Origin of the sequence: Kitasatospora sp. NPDC051705, from assembly GCF_044453265.1 — a bacterium.
Lineage (GTDB): Bacteria > Actinomycetota > Actinomycetes > Streptomycetales > Streptomycetaceae > Kitasatospora.
The window spans coordinates 1-15,851 of sequence record NZ_JBITCO010000047.1 but is presented as its reverse complement, the minus strand read 5'-3'; the positions used below and the strand labels follow the sequence as shown (position 1 = coordinate 15,851).

17 protein-coding genes are annotated in these 15,851 nt (G+C 74.3%); 8 read left to right on the top strand and 9 right to left on the bottom strand.

The window, feature by feature from the left end:
* Positions 1–3 precede the first annotated feature (3 nt).
* The 4 genes from ACIA8Q_RS32980 to ACIA8Q_RS32965 all read right to left on the bottom strand — a co-directional run bounded on the left by ACIA8Q_RS32980 (position 4) and on the right by ACIA8Q_RS32965 (position 3,030).
* The gene (locus tag ACIA8Q_RS32980) at positions 4–510 is read right to left on the bottom strand and encodes a copper chaperone PCu(A)C (protein WP_387905150.1); all 507 of its coding nucleotides are present in this window, start codon (positions 508–510) and stop codon (positions 4–6) included.
* A complete protein-coding gene (locus ACIA8Q_RS32975; RefSeq protein ID WP_360213205.1) occupies positions 507–1,172 on the bottom strand; it encodes an SCO family protein in 666 nt (221 codons plus the stop codon). The genes ACIA8Q_RS32980 and ACIA8Q_RS32975 overlap by 4 nt, the downstream gene beginning before the upstream one ends.
* Before the next feature lie 79 nt (positions 1,173–1,251).
* Positions 1,252–2,016 (bottom strand): YcnI family protein, encoded by a 765-nt coding sequence (locus ACIA8Q_RS32970; RefSeq protein ID WP_360213203.1) that lies wholly within the window; start codon positions 2,014–2,016, stop codon positions 1,252–1,254.
* A gap of 180 nt (positions 2,017–2,196) precedes the next feature.
* Entirely contained in the window at positions 2,197–3,030 is an 834-nt protein-coding gene (locus tag ACIA8Q_RS32965) for a hypothetical protein (RefSeq protein ID WP_360213201.1), read from the bottom strand.
* Positions 3,031–3,259: 229 nt separating this feature from the next.
* On the opposite strand from ACIA8Q_RS32965, the gene ACIA8Q_RS32960 reads away from it, so the two are divergent.
* Positions 3,260–3,898 carry an ATP-binding protein gene (locus ACIA8Q_RS32960; protein WP_396318249.1) on the top strand — a complete coding sequence of 213 codons (639 nt, stop codon included), beginning with the start codon at positions 3,260–3,262 and terminating at the stop codon, positions 3,896–3,898.
* 84 nt (positions 3,899–3,982) lie between these two features.
* Here ACIA8Q_RS32960 and ACIA8Q_RS32955 read toward each other — a convergent pair whose 3' ends face one another.
* Positions 3,983–4,966: an LAETG motif-containing sortase-dependent surface protein gene (locus ACIA8Q_RS32955; protein ID WP_396318248.1), complete on the bottom strand. Its 984-nt coding sequence runs from the start codon at positions 4,964–4,966 to the stop codon at positions 3,983–3,985.
* 204 nt (positions 4,967–5,170) lie between these two features.
* On the opposite strand from ACIA8Q_RS32955, the gene ACIA8Q_RS32950 reads away from it, so the two are divergent.
* Positions 5,171–5,401, top strand: a complete 231-nt coding sequence (locus tag ACIA8Q_RS32950) for a hypothetical protein (RefSeq protein WP_360213195.1) — start codon at positions 5,171–5,173, stop codon at positions 5,399–5,401.
* 62 nt (positions 5,402–5,463) lie between these two features.
* Complete coding sequence (locus ACIA8Q_RS32945) at positions 5,464–6,777, top strand: amidase (RefSeq protein ID WP_396318247.1); 1,314 nt, start codon at positions 5,464–5,466, stop codon at positions 6,775–6,777.
* Here ACIA8Q_RS32945 and ACIA8Q_RS32940 read toward each other — a convergent pair.
* On the bottom strand, positions 6,774–7,439 hold the full coding sequence (locus ACIA8Q_RS32940) for a TetR/AcrR family transcriptional regulator (RefSeq protein ID WP_360213191.1): 666 nt from the start codon (positions 7,437–7,439) through the stop codon (positions 6,774–6,776). The genes ACIA8Q_RS32945 and ACIA8Q_RS32940 overlap by 4 nt on opposite strands.
* Positions 7,440–7,581: 142 nt before the next feature.
* Here ACIA8Q_RS32940 and ACIA8Q_RS32935 point away from each other — a divergent pair, with 142 nt between their 5' ends.
* The gene (locus ACIA8Q_RS32935) at positions 7,582–8,451 is read left to right on the top strand and encodes an alpha/beta hydrolase (protein ID WP_396318246.1); all 870 of its coding nucleotides are present in this window, start codon (positions 7,582–7,584) and stop codon (positions 8,449–8,451) included.
* Positions 8,448–9,077, top strand: coding sequence for a TIGR03086 family metal-binding protein (locus tag ACIA8Q_RS32930; protein ID WP_360213187.1), 630 nt, complete (start codon positions 8,448–8,450; stop codon positions 9,075–9,077). The genes ACIA8Q_RS32935 and ACIA8Q_RS32930 overlap by 4 nt, the downstream gene beginning before the upstream one ends.
* Positions 9,078–9,106: 29 nt before the next feature.
* On the opposite strand, the gene ACIA8Q_RS32925 is transcribed toward ACIA8Q_RS32930, so the two are convergent.
* Positions 9,107–9,232 (bottom strand): hypothetical protein, encoded by a 126-nt coding sequence (locus ACIA8Q_RS32925; RefSeq protein WP_360213185.1) that lies wholly within the window; start codon positions 9,230–9,232, stop codon positions 9,107–9,109.
* A 203-nt stretch (positions 9,233–9,435) separates the two neighbouring features.
* Between ACIA8Q_RS32925 and ACIA8Q_RS32920 the strand changes: the two genes are divergently transcribed.
* Positions 9,436–10,257 (top strand): integrase, encoded by an 822-nt coding sequence (locus ACIA8Q_RS32920; RefSeq protein ID WP_360213183.1) that lies wholly within the window; start codon positions 9,436–9,438, stop codon positions 10,255–10,257.
* A gap of 102 nt (positions 10,258–10,359) precedes the next feature.
* Here ACIA8Q_RS32920 and ACIA8Q_RS32915 read toward each other — a convergent pair whose 3' ends face one another.
* Positions 10,360–11,319 carry a pirin family protein gene (locus ACIA8Q_RS32915; protein ID WP_360213181.1) on the bottom strand — a complete coding sequence of 320 codons (960 nt, stop codon included), beginning with the start codon at positions 11,317–11,319 and terminating at the stop codon, positions 10,360–10,362.
* 125 nt (positions 11,320–11,444) lie between these two features.
* On the bottom strand, positions 11,445–11,951 hold the full coding sequence (locus tag ACIA8Q_RS32910; protein WP_387905168.1) for an SseB family protein: 507 nt from the start codon (positions 11,949–11,951) through the stop codon (positions 11,445–11,447).
* A 214-nt stretch (positions 11,952–12,165) separates the two neighbouring features.
* Here ACIA8Q_RS32910 and ACIA8Q_RS32905 point away from each other — a divergent pair, with 214 nt between their 5' ends.
* A complete protein-coding gene (locus ACIA8Q_RS32905) occupies positions 12,166–13,995 on the top strand; it encodes an acyl-CoA dehydrogenase (protein ID WP_360213179.1) in 1,830 nt (609 codons plus the stop codon).
* A gap of 397 nt (positions 13,996–14,392) precedes the next feature.
* Entirely contained in the window at positions 14,393–15,703 is a 1,311-nt protein-coding gene (locus ACIA8Q_RS32900) for a M18 family aminopeptidase (RefSeq protein ID WP_396318245.1), read from the top strand.
* Positions 15,704–15,851: the final 148 nt, after the last annotated feature.

Here is a 15,851-nt window from a genome sequence, read left to right as displayed (position 1 = left end):
CCTCTAGCTGTGGCCGGGTCGGTAGGTGAGCTCCTTGACCGGCACCTTGACCGACAGGGTGCCGGATCTGGCGAAGGTCAGGTCGAGCTCCAGCTCGTCGCCGAGCGCGGGGGCCTTCTGCCATCCCATGATCATCAGGTGGGTGCCGCCGCGGGCGAACTGCAGCGCGCCGTGCGCGGGCACGTCCAGGCTCTCGACCTGCTCCATGCTGGACGGGGTCGAGCGGTGCATGGTGACGGACTCCGCGCCCGGGCTGCTGACCTTCACCAGCTGGTCCCGGCCGCCGTCGTTGCGCACGGTCAGGTAGCCGGCGGCCATCCCGCCGGCCGGCGGGAGCGGGATGTAGGAGTCGGCGAAGCTCAGCCGCGCGGGCCCGCCGCCGGCGCCGTCCTGGCCGCCCGCCCCGCAGGCGACCAGGATGGCGCCGCCGCCCAGGGCCGTCGCCAGCACCGCGCCGGTGAGCGCCGTGCGCCGGAAGCCGAGCGCCGGGCGGCCGGTCCGCGCGCTCACGCCGCGACTCCCTTGGCGAGCAGGGGCAGGTCGTGCTCGTAGGTCTTCTCCTCGGTGCCGCTCAGGTAGAGCACGTGCGCCTTGTCGTCCGACGGGAGGAAGGCCAGCACCTGGGCGCCGTGGGTCGAGGTGACGGTGCCGTCCGGGTTGACCACCGGGTCCTCGATCATGATGCCGAGCGACCGGGCGGCGGTCTTGACCTTGGCCAGGTCGCCGGTGAGGCCTATGAAGTCGGTGCCCATCGAGTCCAGCCAGGTGCGCAGTACCTTCGGGGTGTCGCGCTGCGGGTCGGTGGAGACGAAGACGACGTCGATCTTCTGCCGCTCCTCGGCGGGCAGGGCCTTCATCGCGACGCCGATGTCGCCCATGGTGGTCGGGCAGACGTCCGGGCAGCTGGTGTAGCCGAAGAACAGCAGCGTGCTCCTGCCGGCGGTCTTCTGCCGCAGGTCGTACGGCTGGCCGGAGGTGTCGGTCAGCTGGAGGTCGGGCTTCTCGAAGTTCTTGCTGAGCACCGTGCCCTGGTACGGCGAGTCGGCCTTCTGCTGGGTGACCTTGGCGGGGGCCGAGCCGCCGGAGGAGCCGCAGGCGGACAGGGTCAGGGCGGCGGCGAGCGCGACGGCGGCCGCGCCGGCCAGGCGGGTGGTGCGGGTGGTGCGGGGCATGGGGTTCCGATCGTGCGCGGTGGAGCGCCGGCGGGGCCGGCCCCGGGGAGTGCCCGGGGCCGCCCCGCCGGCGGACGGGTCAGTTGGCGGAGCCGCTGCTCCGGCGGCGCAGGCCGAGCACGCCGACGGCGGTGCCGATCACGCCGACCACGATGCCGACCACGCCGAGCACCCGGGCGGTGGAGTCGTCGGCCTTCTTGCCGCCGTCCGCGGCCGCGGCGTGGTCCGAGCTGTCGCCGTGGGCGGCCGCGGTCGGGGAGGCGGTGACGCCGTGGGAGTCGTCGTGGCCGTCGCCGGCGGCGGCCTTGGTGAGCTTCAGGACGGGGGCGGGCTTGGCCGGCTCCGGCTGGCCGTCCTTGGACTCGTCGATCCAGCGGACGACGTCGCCGTTGTCGTAGCTCTGCAGGGCCTTGAAGACCAGGCTGTCGGCGTCGGTCGGCAGCGGGCCGAGCGAGACCCGGAACTCCTGGAACTGGCCGGGGGCGATCTTGGTGCCGGCGTCGGCGGTCCAGGTGATCTTGGAGACGGCCTCGTTGACGTCGCTGCCGTGGACCTTCAGCGGCTTGTCGAGCTTGGCCTTCTCGACGGTCGCGGTCCAGCCCGGCATCGGGAGGGTCCGGACGGAGGCCAGCGGGTGGTCCAGCGGGAGGTTGACCTCCAGCTTCACGGTCGAGGCGGTGTCGCTCTCGTTCGGCACCCGGAAGTCGACGGCCGTGTAGCCGCCCTGCTGGGCCGCACCGGGGTTCACGGTGACGTGCGCGAACGCGGGGCCCGCCAGCGCGACCACGGAGGCGGCGGCGGTGAGGGCGACGGCGGCGAGACGACGGGTGGGAAGGGAACGCATGATGCGGGGTCTCCGATCGGAGCTCGGTGGCCGGCCCGCTCCCGGGCGACGGTGGGACCGTGCCTCGGCGGGGCCGTGCGGGGGGCGTGGGGGCTGAACCGGGGGCCGCCGCGAGCAGGACGCGGGAACGGCCCGGACGCCGCGCACCCGCGCGAACCGGCACCAAGGAGCCGGGACGGGCTAGTACGCGGGGGCCCCGCACGGCGGACCGCGCCGCACCACGCTGTGCCGCAGCGCGGCACCCGCCGGGAGCAGGACCTCCCCGCCCCGGGCGGCGAACCGGCGCACCGGCCCGGCCGCGCCGAACAGCCCGCGCAGCAGCGCGGCCACCAGGACCAGGGCCGAACGCAGCGGCGCCGCCCAGTGCTCCCGGGCCGCCGAGGCGGCCACCCGCACCAGGCGCCACAGGGCGGCCTCGCCGCGCCGCAGCCACCAGCCCGCCACCAGCGCGGCGGCCAGGTGCCCGGCCAGCATCGACGGCGTCATCCCGAACACGCCGCCCTGCCACCACGGCGCGACGGCGTAGGCGTTCGGGTCCAGGCCGGCGGAGGAGACCAGCTGCTCCGCGGACGGGGCGCCCGGCAGGCCGGCCAGCGTGCCGGGCCGGCCCTCGTTGCAGATCAGTCGGCCGGCCACCTGCGGCAGGGTCAGCGGGCCGGAGCCGCCGTGGTGCATCCCGGCCATCCCGGCCATGCCTGCGGCCTGGCCGCCGAGGCCGTGGAAGAGGCAGTGCAGGGCGAGCTGGCCCGCGCCGAGCGCACCGGCGATGGCCGCCAGCGAGCGCTCCCGCCCGCCGCACGCCACCGCGAGCACCAGCACCGCGGCGAAGCCCGTCGCCAGCGCCGTCGGCGGTACGTTCCCGCCGCCGGCCAGGGCGTGCCCGGCGGCCGCTATCAGGGTGCAGACCAGCGCGAACGGGACGGCCCTGAGGAGCCGCAGGTCCCAGGCGGCGGCCCCGACCGGCGCGTCCGGTGCGGGGGCGCCCGGGAGCGGGGCGGCGGCGAGGGCAGTCATGGCCGGGACATCATCTCATCGCGTACACCGCCGACGCGGGCAGGGTGGGAAATCCCTACGAATGCCCCGTTCGGCGGCGGCGTGCAGGGCGGTGAGTGCGCCACTCGGCACAGACCACGGCCCCAGTCCATCCGCCGAACGGGCGGCAGCGGCCCCCGGGCACGGTTCACCGCGGAATCGCCCGGAGATACCTAGTTGTATGTGGAGCCGCAGCCAGGAGGGACCTCCCGTGGACATCTGGTGGACTCTGCACCTCAAGCGCGACCCGGCCAGCGTTCCGCTGGCCCGCCGCATCCTGCTCGGCGCCATGGCGACCGCGGGCGTCGACCCGCAGGTCGCCCACGACCTCGGCGTCGCGCTCAGCGAGGCCTGCGCCAACGCCGTCGAGCACGGCGCCGCCGGCCGGCCCGACGACGGCTTCCAGGTCACCGCCTCGATCAGCGGCGACCGGCTGCGGATCGAGGTCGTCGACTCCGGACCGGGCCTGCCCGCCCCCGCGGCGGTGGCCGTGCCGCCGCTGCAGCACCGCCGGCCGGCGCCCCCGGTGCTGCGGCCGCTCGCGCACCGCCGCCCCCGGCGCGGTCGCGCCACCGTCCCGGCCCGGGTGCTCACCGCCCACCGCCCCCGCCGCGACGGCCACCCGTACGACACCCACGTGCTGCCGGCCCGCCCCCCGGCGCCGAGCCTGCGGCCGGTCGACCTGGACGCCCTCCCGGACCTCACCGCCGAGTCCGGTCGCGGCCTCTTCCTCATCCACGCGCTCACCGACCACGTCCAGCTGCGCAACCATCCGCTGCGGGGGGCCATCGTGAGCTTCGACAAGATCCTCAAGTGGCAGGACGGCGCGCTGCTGCGGGCGGCCTCCTGACGCGGGCCGGGGCCGGAGCGGGCCGACGCCGAGGGGCCCGGAGTGCAGCACTCCGGGCCCCTCGGTCGTTCATCCGCGGACGGCTCAGCCCTGCGAGCCCGCCTTGCGGCGGCGCAGGAAGAAGAGGGTGCCGGCACCGGCGGCCAGCACCGCGGCACCGCCGAGGGCGATCGGCAGGGTGTTGGAGTCGGCACCGGTCTCGGCCAGGTGCGGGCCGGCCGACGGCGAGGCCGAGGCGGCGGGGCGGGCGGCGGCCGTGGTGGCGGTGGTGCCGGTGGCCGGGGTGCCCGGGGCGGCGGCGTCGACGACCTTGAAGAGGTCGTTGACGCGGTAGTCGCCGCCGAAGTTGAGGCAGCTGTCGGTGGCGGGGGCGCCCGGCACGTCCTTGCGCTCGAAGGTCTCGGAGTTGACGCTCAGCTGGGCGAAGTAGGGGGAGACGAGCGCCTTGTCGGTGGCCGCGAGGCGCACCTGGAAGGTGAGCTTCTCGCCCTTGGCGATCTTGTACTCGCCCAGGTCCACCATCAGGTAGGACATGTTGCCCTTGACGCTCTCCGGCGCGGGGGTCTTCCAGTCGCCACCGGGCAGCTTCACCTGGATGGTGAAGGACTCCTTGCCCCAGGTGACCGGGTTGGCAGCGCCCTCGGTCTGGCCGGCGTCGCTGAAGAGGAAGTAGCCGTCGACCTTCTTGAGGTCGACCGTGCTGGTGTTCTCGAAGGTGACCGTGGCCTCCTGGGCCGGTCCGCCCTTGACCAGGGTGGCCTTGGCGAGCCCGGAGCCGGTGACCTTCAGGTCTTGGTGGAGGACGCCGTGGCAGGGGCCGCCGCTGGGGGTCGGCACCGGCGGGGTGGGCAGGTTCGTCGGCGGCTTGGCGGTCGCCGTCGCGGTGGCGCTCGGGGTCGCCGTCGCGGTGGCGCTCGGAGTGGCCGTGGCGCTGGGGGTGGCGGTGGCGCTCGGAGTGGCGGTCGCGGTCGGGGTGACGCCGACGGCACCGGCGGAGGCGGCGCCGACCGTGGCGCCGAGGGAGAGCGCGACCAGGGTGGAGGCGGCCAGAAGGCGGGAAGAGCGCACGATGAGTGCTCCAGCTTTGGGTGAAATGAGTCCGTTTTGGGGCGACTTGAGCCTCGGCGAATGGCGCCGTCGGCTGTCGCGCCCGTGACCCTATCGGGTTCCGGTGGCTGAATTCGATCGGGATCGGCATTTTCCGATCGCACGGCTGCGGAGCGTGTCCGTGCCGCGGTTGCCGGAGCCGGGGGGCGGTCGGACGATGGATGGATGATGCACCAGATGCGAGCCGAGTACGGGGCCGGGGGTGCGGCCGGCGAAGTGCGGTTGTGGCACATGGTCCGGGGGGCGGAGAACGTGGCGATGTGCGGCCGGGAGCTCGATGCGGCCGCGCAGGTGCGGGACGCGGTGGACTGGGGCAAGACCCCCGAACTCTGCTGCCACACCTGCGGGGCGTACTTCCTGCGCGAGCAGCCGTACCTGGCGGCCGAGCACCCGTAACGGTCGCCGGCGCCCGGTCTATCGTGATCGGCATGGAACAACCCCTCGTCCGGCCAAGGTCGTTGAGTCGTGAGGCCGCCGAACTGCGCTCCGGGAGCCGGGACCCGTCCGAGCACGTCGACCGGTTCTGCGGGCTGGTCGAGCGGGTCGACCCGCTGATCCACGCGTTCGTCCCGGAGCCGGGCCGGCACGACCGGCTGAGCGCCGGGGCGAGGGCGCTGTCCGCGCGGTACCCGGACCGGGCCGGGCGGCCGCCGCTGTACGGGGTGCTGGTCGGCATCAAGGACGTCGTGCACGTGGACGGCCTGCCCACGCACGGCGGTTCGGCGCTGCCGCCGGGGGTGCTGGCCGGCCCGCAGGCCGTGGTGGTGGACCGGCTGCTGGCGGCGGGCGCCCTGGTCGCGGGGAAGACGGTGACCGCCGAGTTCGCGGCGAGCGCGCCCGGCCCGACCCGCAACCCGCACCACCCGGGGCACACCCCGGGCGGCTCCAGCAGCGGCTCGGCGGCGGCGGTCGCGGCAGGGCTGGTGCCGTTGGCCGTCGGCACCCAGACGGTGGGGTCGGTGATCCGGCCGGCCGCGTACTGCGGGGTGGTGGGCTTCCGGCCGACGTACGGGCGGATCCCGACGGCCGGGGTGCTCCCGAACGCGCCGAGCTTCGACACCCTCGGGGTGTTCACCGCCGACCTGGCCGGGGCGGCCCTGGCGGCCGCGTTGCTCTGCGACGACTGGCGGGCCGGCGAGGAGCGGGCCGGCGAGGGCTGGGCCGGCGAGGAGCGGGCCGGGGCGCCGGTGCTGGGCGTGCCGGGCGGGTCCTACCTGGAGCGGGCCGAACCGGCGGCGCTGCGGGCCTTCGAGGCGACGCTGGCCCGGCTGGAGCGGGCCGGGCTGACGGTGCGCCGGGTGCCGCTGTTCCCGGACTTCGCGGAGATCACCCGCCAGCTGCAGACGATCAACCGCTTCGAACTGGCCCGCAGCCACGCGGACTGGTTCGCCCGGTTCGGCGGGCTGTACCGGCCGGAGACGGTCGCGAGCATCCGGGTCGGCCAGGGCGTCGCGGCCGAGGACCGGGCGGCCGCCCTGCAGGCCAGGGAGCGGTTGCGGGAGCGGGTCGCCGGGGCGACCGCCGCGGCCGGGGTGGACCTCTGGCTGGCGCCCTCGGCGACCGGCGGTGCGCCGGAGGGCCTGCACACCACCGGGGACGCTGTGATGTCGCTGCCGTGGAGCCACCTCGGCCTTCCCGCGGTGAGCCTGCCGGCCGGGCGGACGGCGGACGGGCTGCCGCTGGGCCTGCAGGTGGTCGGCGCGGCGGGCGGCGACGAGGCGCTGCTCGGCCGGGCGGCGCTGCTGGAACGGGTGCTGGCGGAGACCGCCTAGTTCGCGCCCTGGGCCGGGCCCGGGCTCAGGTCCGGGTCGGCAGGGTCGGTGGCCTCGGCGCGCAGCAGCCGCAGCAGGAGGCGGCCGGCCCGCTGGTACGGGGTGTCGTCCTCGTGCAGCACGGCCTGGGCGTTGGCCGTCTCCAGGACGGCGACCAGGGCGAAGGCGAGGTCGTCGAGGTCGGTGCCGGGCCGCAGCGCGCCGGCGTCGCGCGCCCGGGCGAGGGCGTCCGCGAGCACGCCGTGCCACTCCACGGCGCACTCGGCGAGGGCGTCCCGGACGGCCCCCGGGCGGGCGTCGAACTCGGCGGTGACCTCGTAGAAGAAGCAGCCGCCGGGGAAGACCCGGGCCCGGGAGTAGGCCAGCCAGCTCTCGCAGAGGGCGCGGGCCCGGCCGAGGCCGGGCGGGGTGTCGGCGACCGGGGCGACGACGGCGTCGGCGAAGATCCGGCGGGCGGCCCGGACGGTGGCGAGCTGCAGTTCCTCCTTGGAGCCGAAGCCGGCGAAGACGCCGCTCTTGCTGAGGCCGAGGTCGGTGGCGAGCCGGCCGATGGAGAGGGCGTCGAGGCCTTCGACGGAGGCGACGGCGACGGCTCGGCGTAGGACCGCCCGGCGGGTCTCCTCGCCGCGCAGGACCCTGCCGTCCGTGGTCGGTCCGGCCATCGTCCACCCCCGTGCTCGTCCGGTGCGTGCTGCCCAGGGTAGTGGGCGGGGCCGTCCCGGCCCATAAAACTGCACGAACGATCGTGCTAATATCTCGCCCCGAGCACGGCCCCACGCCCGTCAGCACCGACAGGGAGACCCGATGGACCCGGCCCAGGCACTGATCCGCACCGTCCTCAACCCCGCCGCACGGCTCGCCCCCGGCCCGGCCGGCCGGGCCGCGTTCGAGCTGTTCCAGCGCCCGCTGCGACGCAGCCGGGTGCGCCCGGCCGAGCAGGACGTCCACCGGGAGGCCGCCACCGAGCGCCTCGTCGTGAACGGCAAGCCCGTGGTCGGGTACCGCTGGGGCGACGGCGAGCGGCCCGTCCTGCTCCTGCACGGCTGGCGCTCCCGCGCCTCCCGGTTCGCCCCCTTCGTGCCCCGGCTGCGGGAGCTCGGCCTCAGCGCCGTCGCCTTCGACGCCCCCGGCCACGGCGACTCCGGCGGGCGGACCACCAGCGTGCTGGAGTTCCGCGAGCTCGCCCTGCTGCTCCAGGAGCGGTACGGCCCGTTCGAGGGGGTCGTCGCCCACTCGCTCGGCGTCTGCGCCGCCTTCGGCGCACTGGCCGACGGCCTGCGGGCGGGCCGGCTGGCGGCCGTCTCCGGGGTGTCCGAGGTCGGCTTCTTCCCCGCCGCCTTCTGCGCCGGGCTCGGGCTGAACGGTGCCGTCGAGCGCGCGCTGCGCCACCGCGTCGAACGCGAGCTGTTCGGCGGGGACGCGGGCGTCTGGGAGCGTTACGACGCCGCCCGCCGGAGCGCGGCGGTCGACCTGCCGGTCCTGGTGCTGCACGACGAGGGCGACGACGTCGTCCCGCTGGCCCAGGCGCACCGGCTCAAGGAGGCCTACGCCGATCGGCTGGACCTGGTCGTCACCCGGGGCCTCGGCCACCGCCGGATCGTCGCGGAACCGGCCGTCGTTGACCAGGTGATCGGATTCCTGTCCGCCGCCGGCCCGGAGGTCGCCGCCGCATGAAGCTCGTCGGACTGCACGCACAGGTCGAACTGCACGCCCGGTCCCTGGAGTTGGCCGCCGAGGTGGTGGACACCGTACGGCCGGAGCAGCTCGACCTGCCGACCCCGTGCGCGGGCTGGCCGCTGCGCCGGCTGCTGGCGCACGTCGTCGGCCAGCACCAGGGGTTCGCCGCGGCCGCCCGCGGAGCCGGGCCCGACCTCGCGCTCTGGGCGGACGCCCCGGTGGGGGACGATCCGGCGGGCGCCTTCCGGCGCACCGGCGCCGAACTGACCGCGGCGTTCCGGGAGGCCGCGGCGGCCGGCCGGGCGGCCGTCCGGCTCCCGGAGATCCGCCCCGACGCGGCCGTCCCCACGGATCTGGCGGTGGGCTTCCACCTGCTCGACACCCTGGTGCACGGCTGGGACGTCGCCGCCGCGGTCGGCGCCCGGGCCCCGCTGGTCTCCGCCGTGGACGCCGACGAGGCGCTGGCCGCCGCCCTGTCGGCGGTCGCCGAGGCCGTCCCGGCGGCGCCGGAGAACCGGACCCCGGGCAAGGCCTTCGGTCCGCGGCTGGAGCCGGACGCGCGGGGCGGCCGGTTCGAGCGCGCGCTGGCGCTGCTGGGCCGCGACCCCGCCTGGCGGCCCTGACCCGGCCGGGGCCCGTTCCGTCCGGAGGGTCAGGTCCGCGCGTGCCGGCCGCCGCGCTGCTCGTCGGGGAAGCGCGGCCCGCCGATCAGGAAGAGCAGCGCGGCGGTCGGAAAGCCGAGCGAGGCGGCCACCAGCACGATGAACTGCCAGACCATGTCCTGCTCCTCGTCAGTCCCGGGCCGCCCTGACACCCGAAGGTGCTACCAAACCTGAGTGGCCCTGATTGGCCGAATTGTCCAGTCCTTATCCGACGGTATGGCCGAATTGCCCCGGCTGCCACCGGGCGGCGGGGACCGGCCCGCGCCACTCCGGCGCACGGGTCTGGGCGTGGGCCGGGGGCGGCGGCCACACTGTCGGGATGCAGCTACAGCTCGCAGGGGAAGCACGGCGGCCGGACCGCGAGAGCGAGGACTTCGCGGCGGCCTCGCCGGAGGCGCTGGTACTGCTGGACGGTGCGAGTTCGCCGACCGGCCTGGAGTCCGGGTGCCGGCACGGGACGGCCTGGTACGTCCGCCGGCTGGGCGTGCACCTGCTCGCCCGGCTCACCGACCGGGTGGACCGCTCGATCGCCGAGTGCCTGTCCGACGCCATCGTGGAGACGGCCGCCCTGCACGGCGGCCGCTGCGACCTCGGGCACCCCAACACCCCGGCCGCGATGGTGGTCGCCGCCCGGCGGCACGGCGAGTCGCTGGAGTACCTGGTGCTCGGCGACTCGCTGCTGGTGCTGGAGTACAAGGAGGGCCCGCCGAAGGTGATCGGGGACAACCAGCGCTTCCCCGGGGGGGAGGGCCTGCGCCGGCAGGTCTGGTCGACCGTCCCCGGCACGGCCGAGCGGGCCGCGCTGCACCTGGAGTACGCGCTCGCCGTCCGGGCCGCCCGCAACCGCGGCAACGGCCCGTGGATCGCCGCGGCCAGTCCGAAGGCCGCCGGGCACGCCGAGACCGGCTTCGTCCGGCTGGAGCGGCTGCGCGCGCTGGCCGCCCTCACCGACGGCGCCTCGCGCTACACCGAGCGCTTCGGGCTGGGCAGTTGGGCGGACGTGCTGCGGCTGCTCGCGGAGTCCGGGCCGGCCGAGCTGATCGCCCAGGTCCGCGAGGTCGAGCGGGCCGACGCCGCCTGCGAGCGCTGGCCGCGCGGCAAGGCGCACGACGACGCCTCGGCGCTGTACGCCCTGTTGTAGCGGTGCGCGCGGCACCGCGCGGGGGTGCGCGGCACGACGACGGCCCCCCGGGCCCCGTGCGGGGGGCCGGAGGGCCGTCGTCGTGCGGGCCGGGCGCCGGTGTCAGGAGGCGTCGGTCGGGATGGAGCCGAGCCGCCCGGCCTGGAAGTCCTCCATGGCCTGCTGGAGCTCCCGGTGGCTGTTCATCACGAACGGGCCGTACCAGGCGACGGGCTCGCGGATCGGCTGTCCGCCGAGCAGGATCACGTCCAGGTTGGGGTGGCGGGAGTCCTGCCGGGCGTCGGCGGTGATGGTGATGGTGTCGCCCTCGCCGAACACGGCCGCCTGCCCGGTGCGGATCGGGCGGGCCTCGGCGCCGACGGTGCCGTCGCCGTTGAGGACGTAGGCGAGCGCGTTGAAGTCGGGCCGCCAGGGCAGGGTGACCCGGGCGCCCGGGGTGATGCTGGCGTGCATCAGGGTGATCGGGGTGTGGGTGACGCCCGGCCCCTGGTGGCCGTCGATTCCGCCGGCGATGAGCCGCAGGATCGCGCCGCCGTCCGGGGTGGAGAGCAGCTTGACGTGGCCGCCGTGGATGTCCTGGTAGCGCGGTGCGGTCATCTTGTCGGAGGCGGGGAGGTTGACCCACAGCTGGATGCCGTGGAACAGGCCGCCGGTCGCCACCAGGGACTCGGGCGGGGTCTCGATGTGCAGCAGGCCCGAGCCGGCCGTCATCCACTGGGTGTCGCCGCCGCCGAGGTGGCCGCCGCCGCCGTGCGAGTCCTTGTGGATGAACTCGCCGTCGATCAGGTAGGTGACCGTCTCGAAGCCGCGGTGCGGGTGCCAGGGCGTGCCCTTGGGCTCGCCGGCGGCGTACTCCACCTCGCCCATCTGGTCCATCATGATGAACGGGTCGAGGTACTTGGTGTTGATCTTGGCGAAGGCGCGGCGGACGGGGAAGCCCTCGCCCTCGTAGCCCTCGGGTGCGGTGACCACGGTCAGGACCGGACGGGCGCTCGTGGTGGCGGGGTCCGGGGTGGCGACGCGCGGCAGAACGAGCGGGTTCTCGACGGTCACGGCGGGCATGTCGGCCTCCTTCGGGGGGTTCCTCTGGCCTACGTCCACGAGAATAGTTCAATCCTCAACAACAAGCAAGTTGAAAATTGAACCAAGTGGTGACGAAGGAGCCGGGGCTCCTCCCCCGGGGTGGGCTAGCCGTACATCCGGCGCATCGTGAAGTCGACCATCTGCTCGACGGCCTTGGCGTCGAACACCATCCGGTGCTCGCCCTCCATGTCCAGTGCGAAGCCGTAGCCGGTCGGCAGCAGGTCCAGCACCTCGGCGCCGGTGACGGTGAAGTGCTTGGAGTCCTTGCCGGCGTAGCGGCGCAGCTCCTTCAGCGAGCTGAACATCGGGATCACCGGGGTCGGCGTGTTGTGCAGGGCCAGGAAGCCGGGGCGGTCGCCGCGCGGGCAGTGCACCTTCGAGGTGATGAAGATGGCCTGGAAGTCCTCGACCGCCATCGAGCCGGTGGTGAAGGCCCGGACGGCGTCCGCCAACGAGGGCGGCGAGGGTTCGGGGTAGAGGGACTGCTGCTGGGACGTCTGCGACTGCGCGCCGTAGGCGTCGGCGCCGGGCATGCCGTTCATGCCCGGCTGCGGACCCGCCTGCTGCTGGTAGGGGTCGCCCGGGTATGCGTTCTGGTCATATCCGTACACACGGACAGGCTAGCGGGAGCGCGGCCGCTCGTGCGGGCGTCGATCCTGACAAGGAGTGGTCGGCCCGGCTTGTGGGACGTGACCACGTTCATAGCGGATTCACCGCCGGGGGCTTGCCCAAGTTACCGCTGGGTAGCATCATGATGCCTACTGGTGGGTACGGGGCGCCCGAACGCGGCGGTCTCCCGGAAGCGACGAACCGGAGAAAACGGCCATGGGTCACTACAAGTCCAACCTGCGGGACGTGGAGTTCAACCTCTTCGAGGTGTTCGGTCGCGAGCAGGTCTACGGCACCGGACCGTTCGCGGACATGGACGTCGAGACCGCGAAGAACATCCTGAGCGAGATCTCGCGCCTCGCCGAGAACGACCTCGCCGCCTCGTTCGCCGACGCCGACCGCAACCCGCCGGTCTTCGACCCGGAGACCAACACCGCGCCGGTCCCCGCCTCGTTCAAGAAGAGCTACCAGACCTTCATGGACGCCGAGTGGTGGCGCCTGGGCATCCCGGAGTCCATCGGCGGCCAGGTCACCCCGAACTCGCTGATCTGGGCCTTCGCCGAGCAGATCCTGGGCTCGAACCCGGCCATCTGGATGTACTCCTCCGGCCCGGCCTTCGCCGGCGTCATCGCCGAGGAGGGCACCCCGGAGCAGCTCGAGGTCGCCAAGCGGATGACCGACCGCCTCTGGGGCTCCACCATGGTCCTCACCGAGCCCGACGCGGGCTCCGACGTGGGCGCCGGCCGCACCAAGGCGATCAAGCAGGAGGACGGCTCCTGGCACATCGAGGGCGTGAAGCGCTTCATCACCTCGGGTGAGCACGACATGTCCGAGAACATCATCCACATGGTGCTGGCCCGCCCCGAGGGCGGCAAGCCCGGCACCAAGGGCCTGGGCCTGTTCATCGTCCCCAAGTTCGACTTCGACTGGGAGACCGGCGAGCTCGGCGAGCGCAACGGCGTCTACGCCACCAACGTCGAGCACAAGATGGGCCTCAAGGCCTCCAACACCTGCGAGATGACCTTCGGCGCCAAGCACCCGGCCAAGGGCTGGCTGCTCGGTGAGACCGTCGACGGCATCCGCCAGATGTTCAAGATCATCGAGTTCGCCCGCATGATGGTCGGCACGAAGGCCATCGCCACCCTCTCCACCGGCTACCTGAACGCGCTGGAGTACGCCAAGGAGCGCGTGCAGGGCGCCGACATCTCGCAGTTCCTGGACAAGACCGCCCCGCGCGTCACCATCACCCACCACCCCGACGTGCGCCGCTCGCTGCTGACCCAGAAGGCCTACGCCGAGGGCATGCGCGCGCTGGTCCTGTTCACCGCGTCCACCCAGGACGACATGATGGCGGCCAAGCTCCGCGGCGAGCGCGACGAGGCCGCCGAGCGCCTGAACGACCTGCTCCTGCCGATCGTCAAGGGCTACGGCTCGGAGAAGTCCTACGAGCAGCTCGCCCAGTCCCTGCAGACCTTCGGTGGCTCCGGCTACCTGCAGGAGTACCCGATCGAGCAGTACATCCGGGACGCCAAGATCGACACCCTGTACGAGGGCACCACCGCGATCCAGGGCCAGGACTTCTTCTTCCGCAAGATCGTCAAGGACGGCGGCCAGGCGCTGACCGCGCTGTCCGAGCAGATCCAGAAGTTCCTCGGCTCCGCCGAGGGCGGCGACGCCCTGGCCGACGAGCGCGCCCTGCTCGCCAAGGCCGCCGGCGACCTGGAGGCCATCGTCGGCAAGCTGCTGGCCGACCTCTCCTCGGTCGAGCAGGACGTCAAGAACATGTACAAGGTGGGCCTCAACACCACCCGCCTGCTGCTCGTCTCCGGCGACGTCGTGGTCGGCTGGCTGCTGCTGCGCCAGGCCGCGGTGGCCCTGGCCAAGCTGGAGGCCGGCGCCTCGGAGAAGGACGTCCCGTTCTACCAGGGCAAGGTCGCGGCCGCCCGCTTCTTCGCCAAGAACGTGCTGCCGACCGTCACCCCGCAGCGCCTGATCGCCGAGGGCATCGACAACGAGATCATGGAGCTGGCGGAGGAGGCCTTCTAAGGCCCGCACCCACCGACCGCCCGACGAAACCCTCACACCGAAGGGCCCGGCCTCCCGCCGGGCCCTTCGGCGTCCCCGGCGCCCGTGGTCCCCCGGCCCCGTGGTACAACTCCCTTCCGGCGGTGGAACGTCGGGGCCGCCGCGAACTGACGGCACGTCATCCACTCGGCCCCGTCGGGGTGGTGACGGGCACGGACCCGCCCGCACCCGCGATGACCGTGCGCGACCGGAGGGGATCCCTGGGTGTGCGCCGCCCGGTGCGGCGTCACTTCACGGTTCCGTCCGCGTTCCGCATCCGTTGGGACGTTCCGAATGCCCTGTCCGTGTACGGGCATATGCTCAAGGTGCGAAGCCGACTCCCCATCCGGCTTCGACCCTCCCTCGACTCAGGAGCAGTATGTCGACCGCCGCCGCCCGCCAGGCATTCTTCGACCGGACGCACAGCGACGATCTGATCGCGTTCCTCGGCACCTCGCCGTCCCCGTACCACGCGGTCGCGAGCGCCGCCGAGCGGCTGGAGAAGGCAGGCTTCCGGCAGGTCGCCGAGACCGACGCCTGGGACGGCGCCGCCGGCGGCCGCTACCTGATCCGCGGCGGGGCGCTCATCGCCTGGTACCTGCCCGCGGGCGCCGGCCCCGAGACGCCGTTCCGGGTGGTCGGCACCCACACCGACTCGCCCAACCTGCGGGTCAAGCCGCTGCCGGACACCGGCTCGGCCGGCTGGCGGCAGGTCGCGGTGGAGATCTACGGCGGCGTTCCGCTGAACACCTGGCTCGACCGGGACCTCGGCCTCTCCGGCCGGCTGGCCCTGAAGGACGGCAGCTGGCGGCTGGTCCAGCTGGACGAGCCGCTGCTGCGCGTCCCGCAGCTCGCCATCCACCTGGACCGCCAGGTCAACGACGGCATGAAGCTCGACAAGCAGCGCCACCTCACCCCGATCTGGGGCCTCGGCCCGGTCGACGAGGGCTCGCTGATCTCCTACGTCGCCGAGCGCGCCGGGGTCGACCCGGCCGACGTGGCCGGCTGGGACCTCATGACGCACGACGTCCAGCCCGCCTCCTACCTGGGCCGCGACCGCGAGCTGCTGGCCGGCCCGCGCCTGGACAACCTGCTCTCGGTGCACGCCGCCACCGCCGCGCTCGCCGCCGTCGCCTCCGCCGAGGGCGCCGCCGACCTGCCGTACATCCCGGTGCTGGCCGCCTTCGACCACGAGGAGACCGGCAGCGAGTCCGACACCGGCGCGCAGAGCCCGCTGCTCGGCAACGTCCTGGACCGCACCGTGTACGCCCGCGGCGGCACCCCGGAGGACCGCGCCCGCGCCCTCGCCGGGACGGTCTGCCTCTCCTCGGACATGGGCCACGCCGTCCACCCGAACTACACCGAGCGGCACGAGCCGGGCCACCACCCGATGCCCAACGGCGGCCCGATCCTCAAGGTGAACGTCAACAACCGCTACGCCACCGACGGTGTCGGCCGGGCGGTGTTCGCGGCCGCCTGCGAGAAGGCCGGCGTCCCGTGGCAGTCGTTCGTCTCCAACAACGCGATGCCCTGCGGCACCACCATCGGCCCGATCACGGCGGCCCGCCTGGGCATCAGGACGGTCGACTGCGGCATCGCGGCGCTCTCCATGCACTCGGCGCGCGAGCTGTGCGGCGCGGAGGACCCGTACCTGCTGGCCAGCGCGATCAAGGCCTTCCTGGAGGGCTGACCGGACAGCACGGAGGGGCCCGGCGGGGCGCGGGCGCCCCCCCCGGCCCCCCCCCCCGGGGGCGGCGCGGACCCGGCGGGGCCGCCCGCCCGGGCCGTGCCGCCCGACGCCCACCCCCCGGCCCCCAGCGGGCGGCCGCGGGCGCCCG

Excerpts from the sequence above, each read along its gene's own strand:
- ACIA8Q_RS32975 (WP_360213205.1), bottom strand. The coding sequence starts at position 1,172 with ATGCCCCGCACCACCCGCACCACCCGCCTGGCCGGCGCGGCCGCCGTC.
- ACIA8Q_RS32970 (WP_360213203.1), bottom strand. The coding sequence starts at position 2,016 with ATGCGTTCCCTTCCCACCCGTCGTCTCGCCGCCGTCGCCCTCACCGCC.
- ACIA8Q_RS32965 (WP_360213201.1), bottom strand. The coding sequence starts at position 3,030 with ATGACTGCCCTCGCCGCCGCCCCGCTCCCGGGCGCCCCCGCACCGGAC.
- ACIA8Q_RS32950 (WP_360213195.1), top strand. The coding sequence starts at position 5,171 with ATGATGCACCAGATGCGAGCCGAGTACGGGGCCGGGGGTGCGGCCGGC.
- ACIA8Q_RS32940 (WP_360213191.1), bottom strand. The coding sequence starts at position 7,439 with ATGGCCGGACCGACCACGGACGGCAGGGTCCTGCGCGGCGAGGAGACC.
- ACIA8Q_RS32935 (WP_396318246.1), top strand. The coding sequence starts at position 7,582 with ATGGACCCGGCCCAGGCACTGATCCGCACCGTCCTCAACCCCGCCGCA.
- ACIA8Q_RS32930 (WP_360213187.1), top strand. The coding sequence starts at position 8,448 with ATGAAGCTCGTCGGACTGCACGCACAGGTCGAACTGCACGCCCGGTCC.
- ACIA8Q_RS32925 (WP_360213185.1), bottom strand. The coding sequence starts at position 9,232 with ATGGTCTGGCAGTTCATCGTGCTGGTGGCCGCCTCGCTCGGCTTTCCG.
- ACIA8Q_RS32920 (WP_360213183.1), top strand. The coding sequence starts at position 9,436 with ATGCAGCTACAGCTCGCAGGGGAAGCACGGCGGCCGGACCGCGAGAGC.
- ACIA8Q_RS32915 (WP_360213181.1), bottom strand. The coding sequence starts at position 11,319 with ATGCCCGCCGTGACCGTCGAGAACCCGCTCGTTCTGCCGCGCGTCGCC.
- ACIA8Q_RS32905 (WP_360213179.1), top strand. The coding sequence starts at position 12,166 with ATGGGTCACTACAAGTCCAACCTGCGGGACGTGGAGTTCAACCTCTTC.
- ACIA8Q_RS32900 (WP_396318245.1), top strand. The coding sequence starts at position 14,393 with ATGTCGACCGCCGCCGCCCGCCAGGCATTCTTCGACCGGACGCACAGC.